Annotated in this window: 19 protein-coding genes; 7 read left to right on the forward strand and 12 right to left on the reverse strand. The window is 72.4% G+C overall.

The features are described from left to right. Positions 1–8: 8 nt before the first annotated feature. The gene (locus AB0D10_RS41375; RefSeq protein WP_360266648.1) at positions 9–725 is read right to left on the reverse strand and encodes an SDR family oxidoreductase; all 717 of its coding nucleotides are present in this window, start codon (positions 723–725) and stop codon (positions 9–11) included. Between the two features lie 72 nt (positions 726–797). Here AB0D10_RS41375 and AB0D10_RS41380 point away from each other — a divergent pair, with 72 nt between their 5' ends. Then, positions 798–1,613 (forward strand): helix-turn-helix transcriptional regulator, encoded by an 816-nt coding sequence (locus tag AB0D10_RS41380; RefSeq protein WP_360266650.1) that lies wholly within the window; start codon positions 798–800, stop codon positions 1,611–1,613. Between the two features lie 62 nt (positions 1,614–1,675). On the opposite strand, the gene AB0D10_RS41385 is transcribed toward AB0D10_RS41380, so the two are convergent. Both AB0D10_RS41385 and AB0D10_RS41390 read right to left on the reverse strand, forming a co-directional pair. After that, the gene (locus AB0D10_RS41385) at positions 1,676–1,882 is read right to left on the reverse strand and encodes a hypothetical protein (protein WP_360266653.1); all 207 of its coding nucleotides are present in this window, start codon (positions 1,880–1,882) and stop codon (positions 1,676–1,678) included. Beyond that, positions 1,879–2,724 (reverse strand): HD domain-containing protein, encoded by an 846-nt coding sequence (locus tag AB0D10_RS41390; RefSeq protein WP_360266656.1) that lies wholly within the window; start codon positions 2,722–2,724, stop codon positions 1,879–1,881. The genes AB0D10_RS41385 and AB0D10_RS41390 overlap by 4 nt, the downstream gene beginning before the upstream one ends. A gap of 318 nt (positions 2,725–3,042) precedes the next feature. Between AB0D10_RS41390 and AB0D10_RS41395 the strand changes: the two genes are divergently transcribed. Beyond that, positions 3,043–3,399 carry a helix-turn-helix transcriptional regulator gene (locus AB0D10_RS41395; protein ID WP_360266659.1) on the forward strand — a complete coding sequence of 119 codons (357 nt, stop codon included), beginning with the start codon at positions 3,043–3,045 and terminating at the stop codon, positions 3,397–3,399. A 6-nt stretch (positions 3,400–3,405) separates the two neighbouring features. On the opposite strand, the gene AB0D10_RS41400 is transcribed toward AB0D10_RS41395, so the two are convergent. The 3 genes from AB0D10_RS41400 to AB0D10_RS41410 form a co-directional block, all read right to left on the reverse strand. Further along, positions 3,406–5,142, reverse strand: coding sequence for a hypothetical protein (locus tag AB0D10_RS41400; protein WP_360266662.1), 1,737 nt, complete (start codon positions 5,140–5,142; stop codon positions 3,406–3,408). 340 nt (positions 5,143–5,482) lie between these two features. Beyond that, on the reverse strand, positions 5,483–6,760 hold the full coding sequence (locus AB0D10_RS41405) for a hypothetical protein (RefSeq protein WP_360266665.1): 1,278 nt from the start codon (positions 6,758–6,760) through the stop codon (positions 5,483–5,485). Between the two features lie 430 nt (positions 6,761–7,190). Next, entirely contained in the window at positions 7,191–7,667 is a 477-nt protein-coding gene (locus AB0D10_RS41410; protein ID WP_360266667.1) for a hypothetical protein, read from the reverse strand. A gap of 247 nt (positions 7,668–7,914) precedes the next feature. Here AB0D10_RS41410 and AB0D10_RS41415 point away from each other — a divergent pair, with 247 nt between their 5' ends. Beyond that, the gene (locus AB0D10_RS41415; RefSeq protein ID WP_360266670.1) at positions 7,915–9,111 is read left to right on the forward strand and encodes a hypothetical protein; all 1,197 of its coding nucleotides are present in this window, start codon (positions 7,915–7,917) and stop codon (positions 9,109–9,111) included. A gap of 514 nt (positions 9,112–9,625) precedes the next feature. On the opposite strand, the gene AB0D10_RS41420 is transcribed toward AB0D10_RS41415, so the two are convergent. The 3 genes from AB0D10_RS41420 to AB0D10_RS41430 form a co-directional block, all read right to left on the reverse strand. Continuing rightward, a complete protein-coding gene (locus AB0D10_RS41420; RefSeq protein ID WP_360266673.1) occupies positions 9,626–11,668 on the reverse strand; it encodes a protein kinase in 2,043 nt (680 codons plus the stop codon). Positions 11,669–12,730: 1,062 nt separating this feature from the next. Then, positions 12,731–12,940, reverse strand: coding sequence for a hypothetical protein (locus AB0D10_RS41425; RefSeq protein WP_360266675.1), 210 nt, complete (start codon positions 12,938–12,940; stop codon positions 12,731–12,733). A 281-nt stretch (positions 12,941–13,221) separates the two neighbouring features. Next, the gene (locus AB0D10_RS41430) at positions 13,222–13,890 is read right to left on the reverse strand and encodes a hypothetical protein (protein ID WP_360266678.1); all 669 of its coding nucleotides are present in this window, start codon (positions 13,888–13,890) and stop codon (positions 13,222–13,224) included. A gap of 112 nt (positions 13,891–14,002) precedes the next feature. Here AB0D10_RS41430 and AB0D10_RS41435 point away from each other — a divergent pair, with 112 nt between their 5' ends. After that, positions 14,003–14,662 carry a TetR/AcrR family transcriptional regulator gene (locus AB0D10_RS41435; protein ID WP_360266680.1) on the forward strand — a complete coding sequence of 220 codons (660 nt, stop codon included), beginning with the start codon at positions 14,003–14,005 and terminating at the stop codon, positions 14,660–14,662. Between the two features lie 61 nt (positions 14,663–14,723). Here the strand turns inward: AB0D10_RS41435 and AB0D10_RS41440 are convergent, their stop codons facing one another. Continuing rightward, complete coding sequence (locus AB0D10_RS41440) at positions 14,724–15,284, reverse strand: TetR family transcriptional regulator (RefSeq protein WP_360266683.1); 561 nt, start codon at positions 15,282–15,284, stop codon at positions 14,724–14,726. A 37-nt stretch (positions 15,285–15,321) separates the two neighbouring features. Between AB0D10_RS41440 and AB0D10_RS41445 the strand changes: the two genes are divergently transcribed. After that, positions 15,322–16,368 carry an epoxide hydrolase family protein gene (locus AB0D10_RS41445; RefSeq protein ID WP_360266686.1) on the forward strand — a complete coding sequence of 349 codons (1,047 nt, stop codon included), beginning with the start codon at positions 15,322–15,324 and terminating at the stop codon, positions 16,366–16,368. Positions 16,369–16,509: 141 nt separating this feature from the next. On the opposite strand, the gene AB0D10_RS41450 is transcribed toward AB0D10_RS41445, so the two are convergent. Further along, entirely contained in the window at positions 16,510–17,601 is a 1,092-nt protein-coding gene (locus tag AB0D10_RS41450; RefSeq protein WP_360266689.1) for a vWA domain-containing protein, read from the reverse strand. Between the two features lie 329 nt (positions 17,602–17,930). On the opposite strand from AB0D10_RS41450, the gene AB0D10_RS41455 reads away from it, so the two are divergent. Further along, positions 17,931–18,317 (forward strand): hypothetical protein, encoded by a 387-nt coding sequence (locus AB0D10_RS41455; protein ID WP_360266692.1) that lies wholly within the window; start codon positions 17,931–17,933, stop codon positions 18,315–18,317. Between the two features lie 406 nt (positions 18,318–18,723). Beyond that, positions 18,724–18,999 carry an EsaB/YukD family protein gene (locus tag AB0D10_RS41460; protein WP_360266695.1) on the forward strand — a complete coding sequence of 92 codons (276 nt, stop codon included), beginning with the start codon at positions 18,724–18,726 and terminating at the stop codon, positions 18,997–18,999. A 33-nt stretch (positions 19,000–19,032) separates the two neighbouring features. Here AB0D10_RS41460 and AB0D10_RS41465 read toward each other — a convergent pair whose 3' ends face one another. Next, complete coding sequence (locus AB0D10_RS41465) at positions 19,033–19,800, reverse strand: hypothetical protein (RefSeq protein WP_360266698.1); 768 nt, start codon at positions 19,798–19,800, stop codon at positions 19,033–19,035. Positions 19,801–20,201: the final 401 nt, after the last annotated feature.

A 20,201-nucleotide genomic window follows, 5' to 3' on the forward strand; every position in this document is an offset into this window, starting at 1 on the left:
CGTACCGGTCACCAGGGCTCGGGCGTTCCGTCCCAGGAGAAGAAACCACCGGTGGGGCCGTCGTCCGGCAGCAGGGCCAGGTGGACGGCACCCCGGGCGGCCTCGGCCGGGTCACCACCGGCGGCGGCAGCCCTGGGGTTGAGATCGGTGGCCCGCAGGCCGGGGGCGAGCGCGTTGACCTTGAAGCCCTCCCCGGCCAGCGTCTGGGCGTAGAGGACGGTGAGGGCGTTGAGGGCGGCCTTGGAGGAGCGGTAGGCGGCGGCGCCCCCGCTTCCCGGGGTGAACTGGGGGTTGGGGTTGGTGCTCCAGGTGAGCGACGCGGTGCCGCTGGAGACGTTGACGATGCGCGGGTGCGAGGACCGGCGCAGGGCGGGCAGGACGGCGTTGGTCACCGTCACCACCCCGTACACGTTGGTCTCGTAGGTGCGCCGGAACTCCTCGACACCGCTCTCGGCCGGTGGAGCGAGCGACGGTGAGACGCCGGCGTTGTTGACCAGCACGTCCAGGCGGTCCACCTGGGCGGCGGCCCGTGCGACGGCGTCGGGGTCCGTCACGTCGACGACCAGCAGCCGCGCACCGGCACCGATCTCCTCGACGGCCCGCCGTCCGCGCCCGGGATCGCGGGCGCCCACGTACACGGTGAAGCCCTCGGCCGCGAGCAGCCGGGCAATGTGCTTGCCGATCCCCTTGTTGGCACCGGTCACCAGAGCTGTGCGATCGTTCATGGACACCACGGTCCCCTGACGGCGGGTCGCCTGCCAGGGACAGTCCGTACCAGCCGAGCGGCCGGAGGCGGCATGGCACGTCAGGAACTGGCCCGCTTCCTGCGGGACCGGCGGGCGGGCCTGCGCCCGCACGAGATCGGGCTGACGACGACGGACACCGCCCGCCGCACGCCGGGCCTGCGCCGCGAGGAGGTGGCCGAGCTTGCCCACATGTCGGTCGACTACTACACGCGCCTGGAACAGGCCCGGGGGCCGCGGCCGTCGGCCCGGATCCTGGACGCGCTGGCCCGGACGCTGCGGCTCACACCGGCCGAGCGCAGTCACCTGTTCCGGCTGGCGGGATCGAACGCGCCGCCCGCCGGCGACGCGGTGCGGAGGGTCCGCCCGCACGTGGCCCGGATGCTGGAGCGGCTGCCGGAGACCGCTGCCGTCGTCACCGACGCGGCCTACGGCGTCGTCGCCTGGAACCCACTGGCCCGGGCGCTGCTCGGCGGCGACCTCGCGCCCGGGACGACGAACCTGGCCCGGCGCCGCTTCCTGGACCGGGGGCCGGCGGACGCGAACTCCGGCACCGAGGAGTTCGGGCACATCGTCGTGGCGCGGCTGCGCCGGGCCGCCGACCGCTACCCGCACGACCCGCAGCTGATCGCCCTGCTGGCCGAACTGCACGCCGGCAGCGAGGAGTTCCGGCAGATCTGGCAGACCCGTCCGGTCCATGCACCGGGCCACCGCACCAAGACCGTCGACCACCCGCGGGTCGGCCTGCTGCGGTTGAACTGCGACGTCCTGCTCGTACCCGAGGACGACCAGGAAGTCGTCCTGATCACCGCCGACCCGGGGTCGCCCACACAGCGGGCCCTGCACACGCTGGCCTTGCAGGCGACCTGACGCCATGGGCGCGGCCTCCCCGTCGACGAGGACGACGGGGGCGCCGAGGACGCCGCGGGCGTTCAGCTCCAGCGGACGCGGAACCCGGTGGGCAGCAACCGCAGCGCGTCCAGTTCGGCCGCCAGCTCGGGCACGGACTCGTCGAGTCGCCGCCCCCGTACGAGCGGTGCGGAGCAGTAGATCTTGCGCAATGCGTAGCCCCACCCGGTGCCGTCTCCGTCGGCGTGCCCGACCGTGACCCGCAACCGGTGCGGCTCGTAGCGGATCATGCCGCTCTCCGCCCGGGTGGCCCGCAGGAGTCGAACGCGGACCACAGCTCGGCATCGGTCATCCGGGCGAGCCGGGCCGGGGTGAGCGCGCCGCTGTCGAGCAGCCGGCCCGCCAGGCGCCGGACCACCGAGACCGGGCCCACGTTGTCCCAGGAGGTGTGGAGCTGCGCCTCCGCCCGGACCAGGGCGACCAGTACCGCGGCGGCCTCACGGTCGGCCGACACCACCGAGTCCTCCAGCGTGAGGCGGGCCAGCAGAACGGCCGGATCGGTCTCCAGCCGCCCGGCGGCGCGCCCGCTGCGCACATAGGAGTCGAGATGGTCGAGGTTCATCAGGCCGGGGCGGCCGAGGAGCGGCGAGAGCGGCTGCCCGCCGAGAACCGCCGCGACGGACCCGGCATCGATCCCGTGCCCGGCCAGGACGGACCGGACCGGCTCGGCCCGGAGCAGCTGAGAGCCGATCGCGTGGTGGTCGAGGCCGCCGACGCCTTCAACGGTGTGGCTCAACGGCAGGTGGCCGATGTCGTGCAACAGCGCGGCGACCCGCAGCAGTTCGTCCTCCGGACGGAAGTGCGCGACCAGCGCGAGGACACCGAGGGAGTGCTCCAGCCGGGAGTACGACTGCAGGGTGCTGATCGTCGACGCCCCGCCGTGCGCGACGAAGTGCAGGCGCCGCAGCGGTGCGGTGCGCAGCAGCTCGGCTTCCACCGGGTTCAGCCGGACGGGTATCCGCCACAGCGGGTCGGTGAACACCGGGGCCATGCCCACGGCGTTGGTCGGGACGGGGGGTGCGGTGCCTTCCCCCGGATCGTGCGGCAGTGTCCGGTCCGTGTTGGTAGCCATCGGGTCACTCTAGGTCGGCCGCCCCGTTGTGGTCCTCCCCTTTATCGGCAGCCCCTCGCCCCTCCCCCGGCACCCTGCGCGACACCCGCGGCATAACGATCACACAGCCGCCGCCACCGTCGACGCCGGGGCCGCCCCGCGGGCCGGCCTCGACAGAGCCGTCGACCGGCCGTGGCGACACCTACTTGACGGCCTTGCCTCCCAGGAGCCCGAAGATGGCCCCCACGCCCAGCTTGGCGAGCGCGCGCCCAGTCCCACCCGGGCGCCGAGCGCTTCCCGTTCGAACTGGCCCGGATCCGGCTGGCGCACGGGATCCGGGTGCGCCGCGTCCAGGGCGCCGCGGCCGCCCGTGCGTTCCTCGCCCCGGCGACCGAGACGCTCGACCGGCTCGGCGCCACCGCCTGGGCCGAGCGGGCCCACGCCGAGCTGAGGGCGGCCGGGGTGGCACCCCCCGCCCCGACGCCCACCGCGGTGCCGCTGACCTGGCAGGAGCGCCGGGTCGCCGAGCCGGCCGCCGGCGGCCTGACGAACAAGGAGATCGGCGAGCAGATCCGCCTGTCCCCCCGCACGGTCAGCGCCCACCTCCACCGTGTCTTCCCCGAGCTGGGCGTCACCACGCGGGCCTCCCTCCGCGACGCCCTGACCAGGATGGACCGCCACCTGACCGCGTCCTGAGCGCACTCAGGGCGAGGTCACCGTGGCGGAGCCGGACGGGCCGGGAGAGCCGGACGAGCCGGCGGTTGCGGGGGAAGACGGGGACGCGGGAGAGGCGGGGGACGCGGGAGAGGCCGGCGACGACGGAGAGGCCGGCGACGTGGAGTTCGTGGGGCTGCCCGGGGCGGACGGCGAAGCAGAGGCGGGCTTCGGTGCGACCTGGAGGCCGGTGACGTGCCCGTCCGCGGTGAGGAAGTACTGGAGTCCCGCGTAGCCGGGCGTGACCAGGATCCCCTGGGTCATCTTGGGCAGTTGGCTGGAGCGGGCGAGTTCGGTGCCGTCCTGGGCCCGGCGCCACACCACCTGCTCGGTGGTGTACTTCTTGAGGCCCTGGAAGAACTTCACCGGAATGTCGGTCCCGATCAGGACGCGCTGGTCCGCGGGACCGATCAGGGTCGTGAAGCTGAGCGTCGTCTGGTCCTGCGTCCACGCCACCGACAGCGCGCCGTTCGCGAGGTCGATCCCGGCCAGCTTGCCCGCCCCCGCGTCCATCGCGTAGACGCGGTCGTTCTCGGGGTCGACGGAGACCATCGACGGGATGAAGCTGTTCTTGCTGCCGCTGTCGGCGAACGGCTGGATGTTCGCCACCTTGGTCGAGTCGCTCTGGGAGACGGCGACGACGCTCATGGGCGTCGGGGTCGGCTTCCCGCCGTTGGTCATCGCGACGACGTAGTCGCCGATGACGGCCATGGCGGACGCGGCGGTCTGCCCGTCCTTGAGGTACGGCACCGGCCCCCACGAGGGGTCGGGGACGAAGGCGTCGTTCCGGTAGGCGTAGCGGTAGAGCTTGGTCGCCCCCGGCAGGTAGATCTCCGGCGTGCCGTTGAGCGTCGACGTGGTGATGCGGCCGCCCATCATCTCGGGCAGCGCGACCTGGGAGAGCACCTGGAGGCTCTTCGGGTCGATCGCCACCATGATCGACGGCGGTACGGCCGACGGGTCGGGGCAGTTGAGGAAGGCGCTGAACCCCTGTTCCGTGCAGCCGGGTTGACGGTTGACGGTCTTGGCGACGATGGTCCCGTCGGGGAGCGCGTCGTAGCCGTTGTACGCGGTGTCGCGCGGGGCGGACCCGCCGGTCGGAAGGGTGGTCCGGGCGAGCACCTTGCCCGTCTGCGGGTCGATCCGGGCGATGTGGTAGCCGTAGATGACCACCAAGCTGCCGTCCGCGAGCACGTTCAGGACACCGGGGTAGTCCCACTCGTCCGTCGCGTTGGTGTTGATGAGCACCTGCCGCCAGACCTCGTTGAAGGTCCCGGGCTCCACCCGCGAGACGAACGAACCGGACGCGGCCGGGTCGTCGCCGTAGCCGCCGCCGTAGACGTACAGCTCGTCGGGGCCGCGGTCCACGATGTTGTACGGCGTGGCGTAGACCTGCTGCGAACTGTAGGCGTAGACCTGGTTGTTCGACGGGGCACCCTCGAAGTGCGCGCACCCGTAACGGTGCGTCCGGTTGGAGTCGTGGACCTCGAAGGCCGCGATGGTCGGGTACCACGGGGCGTTGCCCTCCGCGGCCGCGCAGGACTGCTCGCCGGGGACGAGCGCCGGGTCGCCGACCAACGGACCGGCCGCCGCCACCTCGTCCGCGGGCGGCGAGCTGCTGTGCGGACCGGCCGGGCGCGAACCGGAGCTGGAGCAGGCCGAGACCCCGAGGAGCAGGGCCACGAAGACGGCCGTCAGCCGGGGAAGGGGCAACCGCTGCGGCAAGGGGTCTCCTCGGATTCGATCGGCGTGCCAGTGCGCGGCTCGTCCGGCACCGGGGCGCGGAACAGGCTGGCAGAGCCCCCACGGCCGCACCCGCTGACACGCCGGGCCCGCCGGGCCCGCCACCGGGCCGATCACCCAGGCGGACCCGCCGCCGGGCCGGGGCCGGGGTGGCGCGGCGGCGGGCCGGGGCCGGGGTGGCGCGGCGGCGGGTGGTCGCGGAGCTCATCCACGATGCCGTCCGGTCGGGGTGCGGGTACGGCCGGTCGTAGCGGCGCCCGGGTGGACCCGCGCCTGCCCGGTGGGTGTCGTCGGGCGCGGGTCGGTGGGTGAGGCGGGTCGCTCAGGAACGGCGGCGGCGCAGGCGGCCGCCGAGGAGGAGCGCGCCGGTGGCGAGGACGGCCAGTACGGCGGCGGTGACGGCGGGGATGGCGTTGGAGTCGGAGTCGGTGGTGGCAGAGACAGAGACTGAGGCAGAAGCAGGGGCGGGGGCGGGGGCGCCGGGCGTGGGCACGACGGGGGTGGCGGGTGCCGGCTTGACGTCGGCGACCGGCTTGACGTCGGTGGCGGCCTCCACGCTGGTGACGGAGGTGTGGGTGACCGGCGTGGTGCTCGCGGTCGTGGCCGTGGTCTTGGTGGTGCTGGTGGGGGTGGTGACGTTGATGGTGGCGCCCTGGCCGCAGTTGGTGGTGCCGAGGAAGGGGGTGGCGCCTTCGTTGACGAAGAGGCAGGGGTTGATGGTGGTGGCGCCGAGGGGGGTGGTGGTGTCGTAGGAGACGCGGACGTGGGTGGTGGTGGTCCCTCCGGCGGCGATGGTGGAGTCGCGGCCCTGGAGGTAGACGCCGGGCCGGTCGGCGGGGTCGGTGCCGGTGACCTTGGGGAGGGTGGTCCAGGTGCCGTCCGCCGTGCGGATCTGGACCGTGGCGTGGGGGTCGGTGAAGAGCACGTTGCCGAGGTTGACGTAGGCGGAGGGGGTGGGGTTGGCGAGGACGGCGTCGAACTCGATGGGGTCGCCTCCGGCGACGGCGGTGGCGGGGACGTGGGTGAGGGTGGTGGTGATGGGGTCGACGGCGATGGTGCGGAACTGCTCGGCGAGGTTGTCCCAGGTGTCGGGGGTGGTGAGGCGGGAGCCGAGGGTGATGGACGGGAAGCCGCCGTTGCTGGCTCCGTCGTGGGGCAGGCCCATCGGGGCGCCGATCCGCAGGTCCACCGTCACGGTCTGGCCGGGTGCGACGGTGATGCCGTTGAGCATGCCGTTGTAGGTGGCCTCGTCGGCCCCGGAGTAGAAGTCCAGCGGCACGGGCGTCCAGGTCCCGTTCGAGGGGTCCTTGTAGTCGATGGTGATGGCGTGCGGCGGGGTGCCGGGTCCGGTCTCGGTCTGCAGGACGAGGGTGTAGGCGGTGGCCCGGGTACCGGTGTTGGTGACGGTCTCGGTGAACGCGACCGGCTGCCCGGCGAAGCCCACCGCCGCGGGTGCCTGCACGTTCAGCGTTCCGGTGGTGGAGCCGTCGGCGGACGCGGCCTGGGCCGGCAGAGCGAGGGTACCGAGGGCGAGGACGCCGAGCGTGGCGGCGACGACAACGCAACGGCGGGAAGAGCGGGTGCGGATGGTGCTGGACATGGTGATTTCCCCCCGGAAACAACATGTTGTGGACATGCCGAACCAGTGGTTCGGCCACGCCGGTGACAAGTGAACGTGCGAACGGATGTGCGGATGTACGGGTGTGCGCGTGTGCGCGTGTGTGAGTGGTCGAGACGCCCCGCGAACGGACGGGTGTCGGGTCGCGGTGGTCGGCGCTCGGACGGAAGATCCCCCCGCCTTCGGAAGGTGGCCCCCTTCCGTGCCTCTCACTGATACAGACGTGCGGCACCCGCCGGGGTTGCAGGCGACTTCCAAAAAGTTTTCCGCGCCCTCCCGCACCGCCCGCCAGCCGCCACCACACCACTGAAAGCACGCCCACCGCACCGCAGTTGACGCCCGACGACGCCGATCCACCCAGGCGAAAGTACGCCCGGCCCGGCAGCCGCGATCAGGGACGCCGACGCGGCGTTCACGACCAACCGCGCACCGACACCGCTCCGTGCAGAACCCGGCCGGCCACCCGCTCCTCCTCCAGCCAGCGGGTGAACACGGCGATGCGCGTGTCGAGGTCCTGCTCGGCCGTTCCGACCGGCCAGATCCGCGGCGGCACGACGACCACCACGGCCTCACCGCGCGCCTCGGCCGCCTCCAGCCAGCGGGGGGACACCTCGACCCGTGAACCCGGCTCCCACCCCTGGCGGCCGCCGACCAGCACCAGCCGTTCCACCCGGCCGCCGGCGACCTCGATGGCACCGGTGGTCGCCGGGGGCTCGCCGGCGGCGACCACGAAGCCGCTGTCGACGGCGGCCTCCACCAGCTCGGCGTGCAGGTCCGCACCGACCCCCACCACCAGTTCCGCGACCGGCGGACCCTGCGCCGCCTCACGCACGGCCAGCGCCCACACCACCGGCCCCTTGGCCCCGCCGTCGTTCGTCTCGCTCGCCATGACCGTTCAACGATCCGCCGGCCGGACCGCATCCCCCGATCGCCCGCGCTTCACACGTCCGGCCCACATTCGGCCCGCCTCCGGCCCACATCCGGCCCGCCTCCGGCCCGCGGTGGCCGGACGGCGGCCGGACGGTGGCCGGCGGGCGGGCGAGTGGGGTCCACTCCGGTAACCGGCCCCCGAATGCCATGCCCATGACGTAGCCTCACCCTATCCCCACAACTCCATCACAGGAGGGGCAAGCGCAGTGAACTTACGTCTACCCAAGGCCCGTTGGGCTTCCGCCCTGCTCTCCGCCGCCATCGTCCTGGGCACCGGCGGCGCCGCCGGTGCGGTGACGAACACGGCGAACACGGCGAATGCGGCGGTCTCAGCGAACGCGGCAACCGTCGTCAGTGCGGCGAACACGGTGCCGGCCGGCGGCGCCAAGCCGCCCGTCGGCGGCGTCGAACGGCTGATCCCCTTCCCCGACGCCACCTGGACGCAGCGGGCGCTGATCAGCCCCGACGGGCGGCGCGCGTACGTCGGGGAGGAGACCCGCTCGGGCAGCCGCCTGGACGTCGTCGACACCCGCACCGGCGCGTTCCTCGCCCAGGTACCGACCGGCACCGACTTCTGGAGCGGCCCGAAGGCGCTCGCCCCGGACGGCAAACTCCTCTACCTGATCACCCAGGGCACCCTGAACGTCTTCGACACCGGCACCAACACGCTCCGGGCCAGCGTGCCGGTGCCGGACCAGCCACGCCCGGCCGGCTGGACTGCGGGCTCCCCGTACGGCCTGGCCGTCAGCCCGGACGGGGCGACGGTCTACCTCGGCCAGAGCGGGCCGTACCTCAACAGCGTTCCGAACCCGTCCTTCCTGCCCGGACGCCTGCTCACCTTCTCCGCCCCGGGCACCGCGTTCACCGGCGACGTGCCCCTGCCGACGACGTCCCCGCGCGAGATCGTCGTCCGGCCCAACGGCACCACCGCCTACCTCAGCAGCCCCGACGGCCTCATCCGCGTCGACCTCACCGGCCCCCGCCCGGCCGTCGTGCGCACCATCACCGCCCCCGGCTTCATCGACGAACTGGCACTCGCCCCGAACGGCACCCGCCTGTACGCGCTGACCAGGCCCGACGGCCGGGTCCAGGTCATCGACCTCACCACCGACAGCCTCGCCGCCACGATCGACCTCGGCACCGGGATGCGCCAGATTCCCGGCTTCGCGCTGAGCCCGCACGGCGACCGGCTGTACGTGCTGGAGGACACCGACCTGCCGAGCCCGACCGTCGCCGCGTACGACACCGCGACCAACCGGCCCGTCCCGCGCGAGAACTTCGCCGAGTTCGACCTCGAACACGGCTCGAACCTGACGGTCGGCCCGGACAGCCACACCTTCTACGTCACCGGCAACAACTACACCGACAACCCCGGCACCTTCCTGCAGATCGTCAGCTTCTAGCGGATCCACCCCCAGCAGGCCCCGCCCGGAGGCGATCCCGGAAGGGAACCGCCTCCGGGCATCCGGGCCGGTGGGGCTACAGCGCCGTTGCCTCAGCCGGCAGTCGCCGCGAAGGCGGCACAGGTGGGAGCCGTCCACAATCCGGCGGACCGCCCGTCGACGTGCCTGCTGCCGTTTGTTCAGCCGTTCGGGCCGCAGACAGGGCCGCCGAGTTGCCGGCGGGAGTACCGGACCACGGCGGTCTCCGAGGTCGTCGAAGGGCCGAGGCGGCTGTTCGGACTCCTGCCTGCGTGATCATGAAGCACATGCCGGCTCGGCGGCAGCCGATTTCTTGCGTCTGGGCCTCCTGTCTCCGGGCAGCACCGACCGTGGTCGAGACGGCCGCGCTGCGGTGCCTGATCACGGACCTCGCCCTGGAGCTGTGCCGGACCCGCTCCTGACTTCGCCCCTTACCCCGCCGCGGACAGCTCCGACGCAGACGAAGGTGGTCAGCGCCGTCGCGCCCACCTCGATGTCAGCTCTTCACCGGTAGATCGCAGTTCTTGCGGTCGGCCGCGTACTGCTCGTCGCTCGGGGTGCCATATGCCCCTTCCAGATAGCCCTGAGCGAGAGCGACGCAGGCCGCCTCGGTACCGGTCCTGATCGTGCCGGGGTCCTGCGCGCCGGTGCTCCGGCCGAACGCCAGGGAGGCGCAGCCGACTCCGGCGATGCTCGCGTTGCCGGCGTGAGCGTGGATCCGGTCCAGATAGGAGATCGCGTCGGCGCAGTCCAGTGGCATGTCCGCCGGGCTGAGGGTCATCGAGGCGATCATCCGGTCCACGTCCTGGTCCTGCGCGGCGGAAAGGTCCCCGTAGGTGGTGATCCGGATGTGCGAGGCCGGCAGCCACCACACCCGGTGGGTATGGGTGCGAGTGCCGTTGTAGTCGGGCAGCAGGTCGGTGCGGACGGTCCAGCTCTGGGCCTTGCGGTTGCCGACGGACACCAGCGGACCGGCGTGAGCGGACGTGATCGTCTCCGAATCACCACCGTCCTGTCCGGCCCACAGGACGCTGGAAGCTCTGAGGTCGGTGGGGAACATCCGGTCGGCCGTCTCGCTGGGGTCGAAGGCGATCAGCATGCCCGCGAAGCCGCCTCCGGCGGGCTGGTAGCGGCCGAGGGACACGCCTGCGCCGTTGGCCGGCACCGCCGGGCCGTCGTTCCGCGGATCCTTGGTGACGAGCCAGTCACCCGGGACGGTGATGCCCATACCACCGAAGAGGCTCTGGATCATCGCGGTCGGGGTGGGGAGCGGAGCCGGCAGGGCGGTCCGGGTGAGGGTAGGGGCGGGAGACGAGCTCACGGGCTCGCTGGGCGTGGCGCTCGGGCTGGCCGGGGCGGAGCCGGTACCGGTACCGGCAGGGCTCGGGGCGGTCACGGCGGCAGTGCGGGTGCCTCCGGCCCGGTCGCCGCCGCTGTTGGTCACGGCCAGGACCAGGCCGGTGGTGAAGGCGGCGAGCGCCACGCCACCGGCGAGGGCGCGGACCCCCGTGCTGCTGCCGAGGACCGCGTCCAAGGGGCGGCGCGGGGGCGGCGCATCGACCGGCGGAACCGTCGGCCGGACCTCGGTCCGTGCGTCCGCAACGGCACGCGCGAGGACCTTGGTGAGATCGGTGTCGGCTGCGGGCACGTCCCAGTGGGAGGGCGGCAGTGCCGCGACAGGCGGCAGCCCCCGGGCGGGAGTGTCCACGACCCGGGTGAACGCCACGGTGGGAAACACCTGGGTGCCGCCCGGGCCGTAGACGGCCGCAACGGCCTCGGCCAGGGCGTCGGCGGCGGGCCGATTCACCGGGTCCCTGTCGAGGGCAGCCATGACCTGCGCGGCGAGGCGTTCGGGGACGCCTCCGAGGTCGGGGGCGGTGTTGGCGATCCGGAAGTCGATGCCGGTGGGGCTCCCGAAGGGATGGCGACCGGTCGCAGCGAAGCACACGAGCACGCCCCACACGAACACGTCGGTGGCCGTGGTGGTTTCACCCCGGGTGAGTTGCTCGGGGGCCATCCAGCCGGGAGTTCCGGTGGTCATGCGCGTCGCGGTGACGACGGTGGCATCGAGGTGATGGGCGATGCCGAAATCCAGGACGCGCGGGCCGTCTGCGGCGAGGATGACGTTGGTGGGCTTCAGGTCCCGGTGCGCGACACCGGCCCAGTGGATGCAGGCGAGAGCATGGGCGGTCGCGGCGGCGAACGTCGTCAGCCTCTCATCCGTCAGCGGCCCGTGGCACCGGACGTGCTGGTGGAGGGTGTTGCCTGGCACGTAGGGCGTGGCGAGCCACGGCTGCGCAGCATCCGGGTCGGCGTCGACCAGTGGCACCAGGTACGGGCCTTCGACCTTCCGCAGGACAGCGACCTCCCGGGCGAATCGCCGACGATGCACCACGTCCTGTGCGTGGTCGGCATGAAGAACCTTCACCGCGAGCGGCCGCCGGGTCTCGGGATGAAGGCAGTAGAAGACGGTTCCCATGCCGCCGGCACCGATGCGTTCCAGCGGGCGGTAGGAGCCTATGAGATCAGGAAGTGCCACAGCCCGAATTCTTCCTCACGCCACGGGAGTTCTGCTCGGTGAATCGGGGACAAAGGTGGCCGGTGGCAGGACAGTGGCCTTCGCTGCGCCACTGCCCGCCAGCGCGGGCGCACCGTCTCCGTCCGCTCGGACGGAAGGACCCTCTTCCTTCCTGGAGTGGAGGGCTGGTGGACCGAGCCCTGTTCGCACACCCGTTCACCGGTGAGCCGGGCCTGACGGGAAGCGGCGCGGCTCGAACCGTCACTGCGGCCATCGGGTACCGTGAACTTCCTTGTGGCACTGACAACTTGTACCTGGTGGTGGATCCGAGCGCCCACCAGGATGATGACATCGTGACTCAGATCGACATCTCCAGCTGGACCGCCGGTATCGGGTGGAGTACAGGCCGAACCCTGAAGATCGCCGGAAGTGACTGCCGGGCGGCGCCTCCCGCCAGGGCTCTCGACGCGCCTCGCCGTCCTCCGGATGCCCCCGAGAGAGGGCCCCGGCTTCTACGTCCTGGCCAGGCAACTCGGTTTGCTCCCGCCCGGCGTTTCGAAGCAAGCTCGGTGGGAGTTCTGGTTGGGTCAAGTCACGTCGCTCCAGCGGCAGTACGCCGTCGCGCCCCGCTGAGGACGGGCCCGGCCGGATCAGCCCCCGGCCGGGCCGGCGGCGACGCAGAACTCGTTGCCCTCCGGGTCTCCGGAGACACGGAACTAGCGGTTCTACGGCAGGGCCGAGAGTGCCCCGCCCGGGTCGGTCCCGGACGGGGCAAGGCGGTTCTACTTCGCGGTGCGGTGGTGCGGGACGGCCCAGCAGTCACGCGACCAGAACCGGGTAAGGCCATCGGTCCACGGTCGGCAGTCGTTCGGCGTACGGGGGGCGTGGCGGACCGCGTAGCAAGCTCCGGCGAGGATCTGCCACCCGTCGCGCTCGCACCGCAGCAGCCCCCGGGGATCAGCAGGCCCCGCCCGCCGGAGTTCAGCAGCAGGACGGGGCTGGATAGGCGCGGGTCAGACTCGGACGAGCTCGGCAGCGCGCTGCCCCAGGTCTGCGGCGCCGGGGATCCCACGTCGGGCCCAACTAGTCATTGTGGTACGGACTTTGTGACAGAAGCTGCCGACCGTAGTCACGGGCAGCCCGAAGGGCCTCTTCGTCGGCGACCTGGACCTCGTTCGTGCCCGGCTCGTAGCCGTAGGTCTCCTCGAAGTTCGAGATCATGGAGCTCACCGCATCCGTGATCTCGTCACGCCACTGCGACAGCCATGCAGCCGAGTACGAGAGCTGATCCATGGCCCGGATCATGCCACTGCCGCCTTCAGCAGGGGCCCCGCCCGTGCGTGGGCTGTCGGAGCACAGTGACACGAGCCCATGCCCGTCCAGGAATACGCGACACCTCGACATGCGAGCCCACCAGTCTCATGCCCCGTCTCGGGCCCGGCCTGCTCGACTCCTTCGCCGAACGCGGACGCATGACCGGAAGCCCGCCGCGGCACCGCGCGACGGGCTTCCGGAAACCTCGGGGCCGACTCCGCCAGGCCGTTCGGTCGTCAGGACGGCAGGCTTTCAGAGCCTCAGGCCGTCCGGTCGGCCGCCTGGCGGGCCAGGCGGCTGCGCACCGCCCACACCGCCGCGCCGAGGGTGAACCCGTAGACGGAGACCAGTCCGTGGCCGTTGTCCTGGGCGAGCCACATCGCGAGGCCGAGGGCCGGGACGCCGGCCGCCAGGGCGATCTCCTTGGGCAGGCGGGTGCGGGTGAGGAAGGCGAGGGCGAGGGTGGCGCCGAGGAAGTAGGTGGCGCCGGAGCTGCCGGCGAAGTTGCGGGGGTCGGTGCTGGGGCCGTCGCCGAGGCCGAGCAGGGTGTCGACGCGGCCGGGCAGCACGATGCCCGCGAGGAAGAGGAGCAGGGTGAGCGAGCCGCCCCAGTACCAGTGGGCGAGCGCGGCGACGGCGGCGAGGGTGACGAGGTTCCACAGGCCGCCGAAGAGGCCGCCGTTCTGCATGAACACCGAGGTGAACTCGCGCCACCAGCCTGACCTGGCGGGGTCGGCGTCCAGCGCGTCCATGGCGCCGGACCAGACCAGCTGGAGCAGGACGCCGCCGACGGCGAGCGCGCTCAGGACGATCGCCGCCCACGGCAGCGGACGGCCGCGCAGCGTGTCACGACCGACCACGCCGAGCCCGCAGTTGACCATCATGACCATCAGCGCGGCCGTGGTCACGTTGAAGACGATCGCCTCCATGTGTCCGCCCCTCCCCCGGGTGACGATGCTTCCCAACACCGTTCGAAAATCTGATGGCGCAAACGTAGCACAGTTTTCGAACGGCGTTGGAAAGCGTTGTACGGTGGACCGCATGAAGCTCACCAAGGAGCGCATCGTCGACGCGGGGATGGCAGTCTTCGCCGAGGTCGGCTACCAGAACCTGTCGATGCGCCAGGTCGCCGACCGCCTGGACGCCCACGCGGGCAGCCTCTACTACCACGTCCGCGGCAAGGACGAACTGCTCGCCCTGATGGCCGACCGGGTCTGCCTGCAGGCCCACGACGACGGCACCGAGGCCCTCGCAGCCCTCCCGCCCGCCGCCACCTGGCAGGACCGCATCGAGGCACAGGCCACCGCCCTGCGCCAGAGCATCAAGCAGCACCCCGGCGGCGCCCTGCTCCTCGCCGAGAGCCCCGGCGTGCTCAGCACCGGCGCCCTCTCCCTGATGGAACGCCTGCTGCGCACCCTCCTCGACGCCGGCCTGCCCGCCGACCACTGCGGCATCGCCGCCGACACCCTGCTCAGCCACGTCACCGGCTTCGTCCTGCAGGAACAGAACCAGCCCACGGCACCACCACCGGTCACCGCGGAGCTCTACGCCGACCTGTGCGCGCGCTTCCCCCTGCTCATGGGCCCGTCGATCCCCCGCCCGAGCCAGGACGAGAAGTTCCTGCGGAGCGTCCACCTGCTCTGCGCCGGCTTCGCGGCACTCACCGGGGCGGAGCCGCAGGACATCCCGCGCACGTCCTGAGGACGCCCCGGCGCAGGTGCCCCGCCGCCGGGCCTGACCACCCGCCCCGGGCCGCCGGACCTCAGCCGTCGGCGAGGCGCTGGATGGTCGCGCCCAGCCAGGCCTGGAGGTCGGCGGGGTCGCCGAGGTCGGAGCGCAGGACCCGGCGTCGGGTCGAGACGCCGAGGACAAAAGCGTCGATCGCCTCGGCCCGGCGGCGGGCCTCCGCGTCGTCGAGGCCGCTGTCGCGCAGGTAGCGGTGCAGCGGCTCCAGCGAGTTGGTGTCGAGGAAGGCCGCCAGCGCCTCCGCCGCCTGCGGGCGCTCGCCGGACGCGCGGTGCAGCACGAGCAGCGGGTCCTCACCGGCCGTGCCGAACCAGCGCCGGACGATGCTCGCCGCGAGGCGCGGGCCCAGGTCGGAACGGTCGCCGTCGAAGGAGCCGGAGACCGGGATCTCCACCTGGGTCGCCGCCAGGAACAGGCCTTCCTTGCCGCCGAAGTAGCGCGTGACGAGGTTGGGCGACACGCCCGCCGCGTCCGCCACGCCCTTGACCGTGACGGCGGCGTACCCGTGCCGGGCGAACTGGGGTCGCGCGTGGTCCAGGATCCGCTGCCGGGTCGCGGCCGCATTGCGCAAAGTCATGTATATGAGCATACACATCGTGTGTACGCTCATACACATGACCGACGACATCAGGGAACGGCTCCACCGCACGCGGCGCGTCACGACCCCGTGGAGCGAGGACGAGCGGCGCGGCATCAGCGGGACCCACCTCGACGAACTGCTCGACCACTGGGAGCACGCCTACGACTGGACCGTCCACCGGCGCCGCATCGATGCGCTCCCCTGGGTGACGGTGCCGGCCGGCGGCACCGACCTGCGGATGATCCACCAGCGGTCCGCGGACCCCGACGCCCCGGTGGTCGTCCTGCTGCACGGCTGGCCGGACTCGGTGCTGCGGTTCGAACGCGTCCTGCCCCTGCTCACGGACGTGCACGTGATCGTGCCCGCCCTGCCGGGCTTCCCGTTCGCGCCCCCGCTCACCACGCCCGGCATGTCGGCCGACCGGATCGCCGGGATCCTCGCCGACGCCCTGGACCGGCTCGGACACCCCCGCTACACGGTGTCCGGCGGCGACGTGGGCGGCACCGTCGCGGAACTCCTCGCCGCCCGGCACCCCGACCGGGTGGCCGCCCTGCACCTCACCAACACCGCCCCGCAGCGTGCCCTCACCGCGGACCCGGCGAAGCTCACCCCCGAGGCGGCGGACCACCTCCGCCGCTGCGCGCAGTGGTTCCGGAGCGAGGGTGGGTACATCGCCGAACAGTCGACCCGACCCAACACGCTCGCGGTCGCCCTCGGCGACTCCCCCGCCGGGCTCGCAGCGTGGATCGTCGAGAAGCTGGAGTCCTGGTCCGACGGGCCGGCCTTCACCCCGGACGAACTCCTCACCTGGGTCACCGCCTACTGGGCCACCGGCACGATCGGCACCTCCTTCAGCACCTACACCGAACCGGTCGACCTTCCCGACCGGATCGACACCCCGACCGTGCTCTCCGTCTTCGCACACGACACCAAACCGGAACCGCGCAGCTACGCCGAGGCGTTCCTGGACGTCCGCGCGTACGTGGAACACCGGACGGGCGGCCACTTCGCGGCCTGGGAACAGCCGGAGGCCTACGTCCGCGACCTCCGGCGCGCGGTCGAGCTGGGCCGTCGCGGCTGAGCGGGACGGCGGTGCGCACGCGCCGTGGGCCGTGAGCCGTGGGCTGTGGGCCGTAGCCGTGGGCCGTAGCCGTGCCGGGCGTTACGCCCGGCACGACCCACGGTGGCTCGGCTCGGCTCGGCTCGGCTCGGCTCGGCTCGGCTACAGCATGACCAGCAGCTTGGTGCCCGGCACCAACTTCCGGTTGACGGAGGTCGACTGGACGAACACGGTGTACGACGGGTTGTCGCCCGGCTTCACCGCGACCTCCGACGCCGGCAGGCCGAGCAGTCGGCGGGCCGCCGGACCGGAGAACACCTTGCCCGTCATCCGGCCGGTGGCCGGGTCCTTCTCCGCCACGGCGAGCTGCTTGCTGCCCTGGATCTTCTCCCGCTTGGACAACTCGTAGTAGGCGCAACCGGTCTTGTACGCGTGCCCGGTGCGGGTGACGAACTCGCGGATCGGCGACTGCTCGTCGACCGGGACCAGGACGTACTTGCCGGCGTCCAGGGCGTCGAGGCTGGCCGCCACGTCGGCGGTGTTCAGGTCCTGGCCCATGGTGAAGAGGTTCCTGGTGCCGCGCACACCCTTCTCCCGGCCCCGCAGGAAGCTCGTGGCCGCCGTCTTGACGGTGCCGATGGCCTCCTCGACGCCCTTGGTGGAGTCCGCGTCCCAGATCGCGATGTTGCCCGCCGGGAAGCCGTACTCCTGGGCGGTGCGCTTGGCCAGGGAGTTGGGGACGAGGATCGCCGAGGTCCAGTGGTCGGGCAGGTCGTCCATGGCGCCCTGGATGCGGCCCATCCACTCGTGCAGGACGGCCTTGCCCGGGCCGGCCCCCATGCGGGTGTGCATCTTGCCGATCCGCGAGTAGCCGGAGGCGTTCTCCGCGCCGTCCGTCACGACGACCTGGAGGAAGGAGTGCTCCCCGTAACCCTCCCAGATGTTCTTCAGGTCGTCGACGGACTTCACGGCCGCCTCGATCAGCGCCGTCGCACCGTTGTCGACCTTGTAGAGGCCGCGCAGGGACGGCAGGTGCTTGACGTCCATGTCCCAGACCAGGTTGTGCACCTCGTGGTCGAAGGCGTAGAGGCTGATGCGGGTCTCGTGGCCGAGCCGGTCGGACTCCTCCTGGAGGCCCTTCACGAATTCGTCCACCACGCGGACGAGCTGCGCCTCGTGCTGGCGCATCGAACCGGACTTGTCGACGACGAGCGAGACGTGATTGACCTTGTGCTTGATCCTGTTCGCGGCCATTCCTCTACCCCTTTTCCAACGCCCTTGTGGCGCCATTTCCGGCGCCTTTCCAGCGCGCCCCTCCGACGTTGGTTCCACACTACGGTGAGGCACTGACAATCCGCTCTGACCTGGGAGTTCACCCCGGTTGTCCGAAAATTGACGGTCGAACGGGATGCACGGGCGAGGCGTTTCCCAGGCCCGGTGTCGGGGACGTCCCGCGCGATTTCCCCCGACGGCAGCGGGACGAGGGAGCACGGCGGTTCCGTACCGTACTTCCGAGCCGCGGTTCCGCACCGCGCCGCCGAACCGTGGTTCCGAGCAACGACAACGGCCGAATTCGGCCGACTGTGCTCCGCGGAGCGGATTTTGGGAAAGAATCCCCCGGGTGGCTGGCCGTCGCACTCGAACGGATCGTCGAGGACGTCGAGATCCACTGGCTCAAGGTCATCGACACCCCGGTCGTCCTGGCCGGCGACGACGAATCGGACTTCGCCCCGCCGGACTTCACCCAGGACCCGCCCTCCCGGATCGGCGTCGCCGTCCCGGTCGGTTTCGGGGGCCAGGTGGAGGGCCACGACCCGGCGGTGGCCTGGGGCCTGCTGTTGTGGGTGATGGTGCCCGGCGACCGGGAGGGGGAGACCCTGCAGAACGTCTGGCTCCGCTACGAGATCGGGGCGGACCACGCGGCCGAGAGCCTGCGCATCGTCCTCCAGGCCCCGGACATCCAGTTCTGAGACCCGCCCGGTGAGGCACCGGAGTCGGCACCCGCACCGGCACCGGTTCCGACACCCGATCCGGCACCGGTTCCGGAACCGACCACCCACACCGGCCGTGGCCATGGCGCTGATCGGACACGACCGACCCGGACCGGAACAGGCCCGACCCGGACCGAACCGGGCGAAGCGGACGGGACCGACGGAACGCTTTCGGTCCCGGACCGCAATCCTGTCGGTCCCGCTCGTCATGCCCTCCGGCACACTCCGTTCCTATCGTGGGGCCACCGGAGTTCGCCGGACGCACCCGGTGCCCGAGGCACCGCCCGACCCGTGCCCGACCTGCCGTGCCGCGCAGGTCGGGGTGCGGGCGCCGGCCCGCCCGCCACCTCCGGCTTCCCATCGCCGTCGAAACCCGAGGTGCCGCATGACCGTCCTGACCACGCTCTCCGCCGGGAGCGCCGTGCGCCGGCTGACCATCGTGGGCCCGCACGGCCTCGTCGAACTGGCCCTGCCCGTCGCGGTGCCGATCACCAGGCTGCTCCCGGTGGTGCTGCGGTACGTCGCCGGGCCCGAGGCCGGCGAACGCACGTGGGTGCTGCGGAACCCCGGCGGTCCGGAGCTCGACCCCGAGGGCACGCCCCTGTCCCTCGGCCTGGCCGACGGCGACGTGCTGCACCTGCTGCCCGCCTCCGTGGACTGAGCGGCGGGCTCCACCGCCCGCGGCCCGGCGCCGTCAGCCCGTCAACCCCTCGGCGGTCCACCGGGACCGGGGGTCGTCACAGCCGCCGACGCCGAGCCGTTCGCCGTAGCCCTGCTCGACGAGGCAGCCGCCCCGGTGGGCGTGGAGCCGCAGCCGGGTGGTGGCCCGCCCGTCCGACGGGTCGCCCCCCGGGGGCCCCAGGGGGGTGAAGGCGTCCACGACGCTCCACCGCTGGCCCCCGTCCTGCTGTGCCTCGTCGGGCAGCTCGTACGCGAGGTAGACCGAACCGTCCTGGTCGGCGGTGAGCACCAGCGCCGCGGGCGCGTCCTCGTCCGTGCCCACCAGTAGGGACCGGACGACCACCTCGTCCTCCGACACCGGCCGGACGGACCATTCCTGGCTCTCCTCCGCGCTCTCCGGCATGGCGACCACGGCGGCGCCCTCGGCCGCGCGGGAACCACCGACTCCGGCCGCCGTCATCCTCAGCGCCGCCGGCCGGGACGTCAGGGTGCCGACCCCGCCCGGCTGCCCGACCCCGCCGGACTGTCCGGCCTCGACCGGCTGCCCGGGCCGCCAAGGTCCGACCCCGGGCAGGGCCACCTGCCGGTCGGTCCGGCCGACCGGCTCACGCAGGAGAGATCCGCCGCGGTCACCCGGCCGCTCCGGGCCGATGACGGCGGTGGATGGCGGCGCTTCCGTGCTCGGCGCCACCGGGCTCCCCTGACGCGCCACCAGGAAGCAGGTGAGCAGGGCGAGCGCTGTGGTGGTCTGCGCGGCGGCGCGCGCGGGACTGTGAAACAACTGGACTTTCCTCCCCGGCGGTTCGAGCGGTGCGGTACGGCTCCCGGGCCGCCGGCCGGTCCGGCCGACCGAGGTCCGCTCCGCCCGTAACCGACGCAGACCGGAGTCGGTTACGGGCGGCGACGATTACGGTGTCGACGGTTACGGTGTCGGCGGTACGACCGGTGACGCCCGGAGTCGGCCGACGACCGGGCCGGGCGCGGGCGGCGGCCCGGAAGCCAGGTCCGATCAGACGGCGGTCGGTGCGGCGGTCGGTGCGGCGGCCAGCGTGGCCCGGATCGACGTCATCACGGTGGCATCGGTCAAGGTGGTGGTGTCGCCGACTTCGCGGCCTTCGGCGATGTCGCGCAGGAGGCGGCGCATGATCTTGCCGGAGCGGGTCTTGGGGAGTTCGCCGACGA

Source organism: Kitasatospora sp. NPDC048545 (genome assembly GCF_040651155.1).
In the GTDB taxonomy this organism is placed as follows: domain Bacteria; phylum Actinomycetota; class Actinomycetes; order Streptomycetales; family Streptomycetaceae; genus Kitasatospora.

What these genes read in the sequence shown, in the direction of transcription:
- AB0D10_RS41380 (WP_360266650.1), top strand. Translation starts at nt 798, where the DNA reads ATGGCACGTCAGGAACTGGCCCGCTTCCTGCGGGACCGGCGGGCGGGC.
- AB0D10_RS41435 (WP_360266680.1), top strand. Translation starts at nt 14,003, where the DNA reads ATGAAGCTCACCAAGGAGCGCATCGTCGACGCGGGGATGGCAGTCTTC.
- AB0D10_RS41425 (WP_360266675.1), bottom strand. Translation starts at nt 12,940, where the DNA reads ATGGATCAGCTCTCGTACTCGGCTGCATGGCTGTCGCAGTGGCGTGAC.
- AB0D10_RS41390 (WP_360266656.1), bottom strand. Translation starts at nt 2,724, where the DNA reads ATGGCTACCAACACGGACCGGACACTGCCGCACGATCCGGGGGAAGGC.
- AB0D10_RS41385 (WP_360266653.1), bottom strand. Translation starts at nt 1,882, where the DNA reads ATGATCCGCTACGAGCCGCACCGGTTGCGGGTCACGGTCGGGCACGCC.
- AB0D10_RS41445 (WP_360266686.1), top strand. Translation starts at nt 15,322, where the DNA reads ATGACCGACGACATCAGGGAACGGCTCCACCGCACGCGGCGCGTCACG.
- AB0D10_RS41460 (WP_360266695.1), top strand. Translation starts at nt 18,724, where the DNA reads ATGACCGTCCTGACCACGCTCTCCGCCGGGAGCGCCGTGCGCCGGCTG.
- AB0D10_RS41375 (WP_360266648.1), bottom strand. Translation starts at nt 725, where the DNA reads ATGAACGATCGCACAGCTCTGGTGACCGGTGCCAACAAGGGGATCGGC.
- AB0D10_RS41430 (WP_360266678.1), bottom strand. Translation starts at nt 13,890, where the DNA reads ATGGAGGCGATCGTCTTCAACGTGACCACGGCCGCGCTGATGGTCATG.
- AB0D10_RS41410 (WP_360266667.1), bottom strand. Translation starts at nt 7,667, where the DNA reads ATGGCGAGCGAGACGAACGACGGCGGGGCCAAGGGGCCGGTGGTGTGG.
- AB0D10_RS41405 (WP_360266665.1), bottom strand. Translation starts at nt 6,760, where the DNA reads ATGTCCAGCACCATCCGCACCCGCTCTTCCCGCCGTTGCGTTGTCGTC.
- AB0D10_RS41450 (WP_360266689.1), bottom strand. Translation starts at nt 17,601, where the DNA reads ATGGCCGCGAACAGGATCAAGCACAAGGTCAATCACGTCTCGCTCGTC.
- AB0D10_RS41440 (WP_360266683.1), bottom strand. Translation starts at nt 15,284, where the DNA reads ATGACTTTGCGCAATGCGGCCGCGACCCGGCAGCGGATCCTGGACCAC.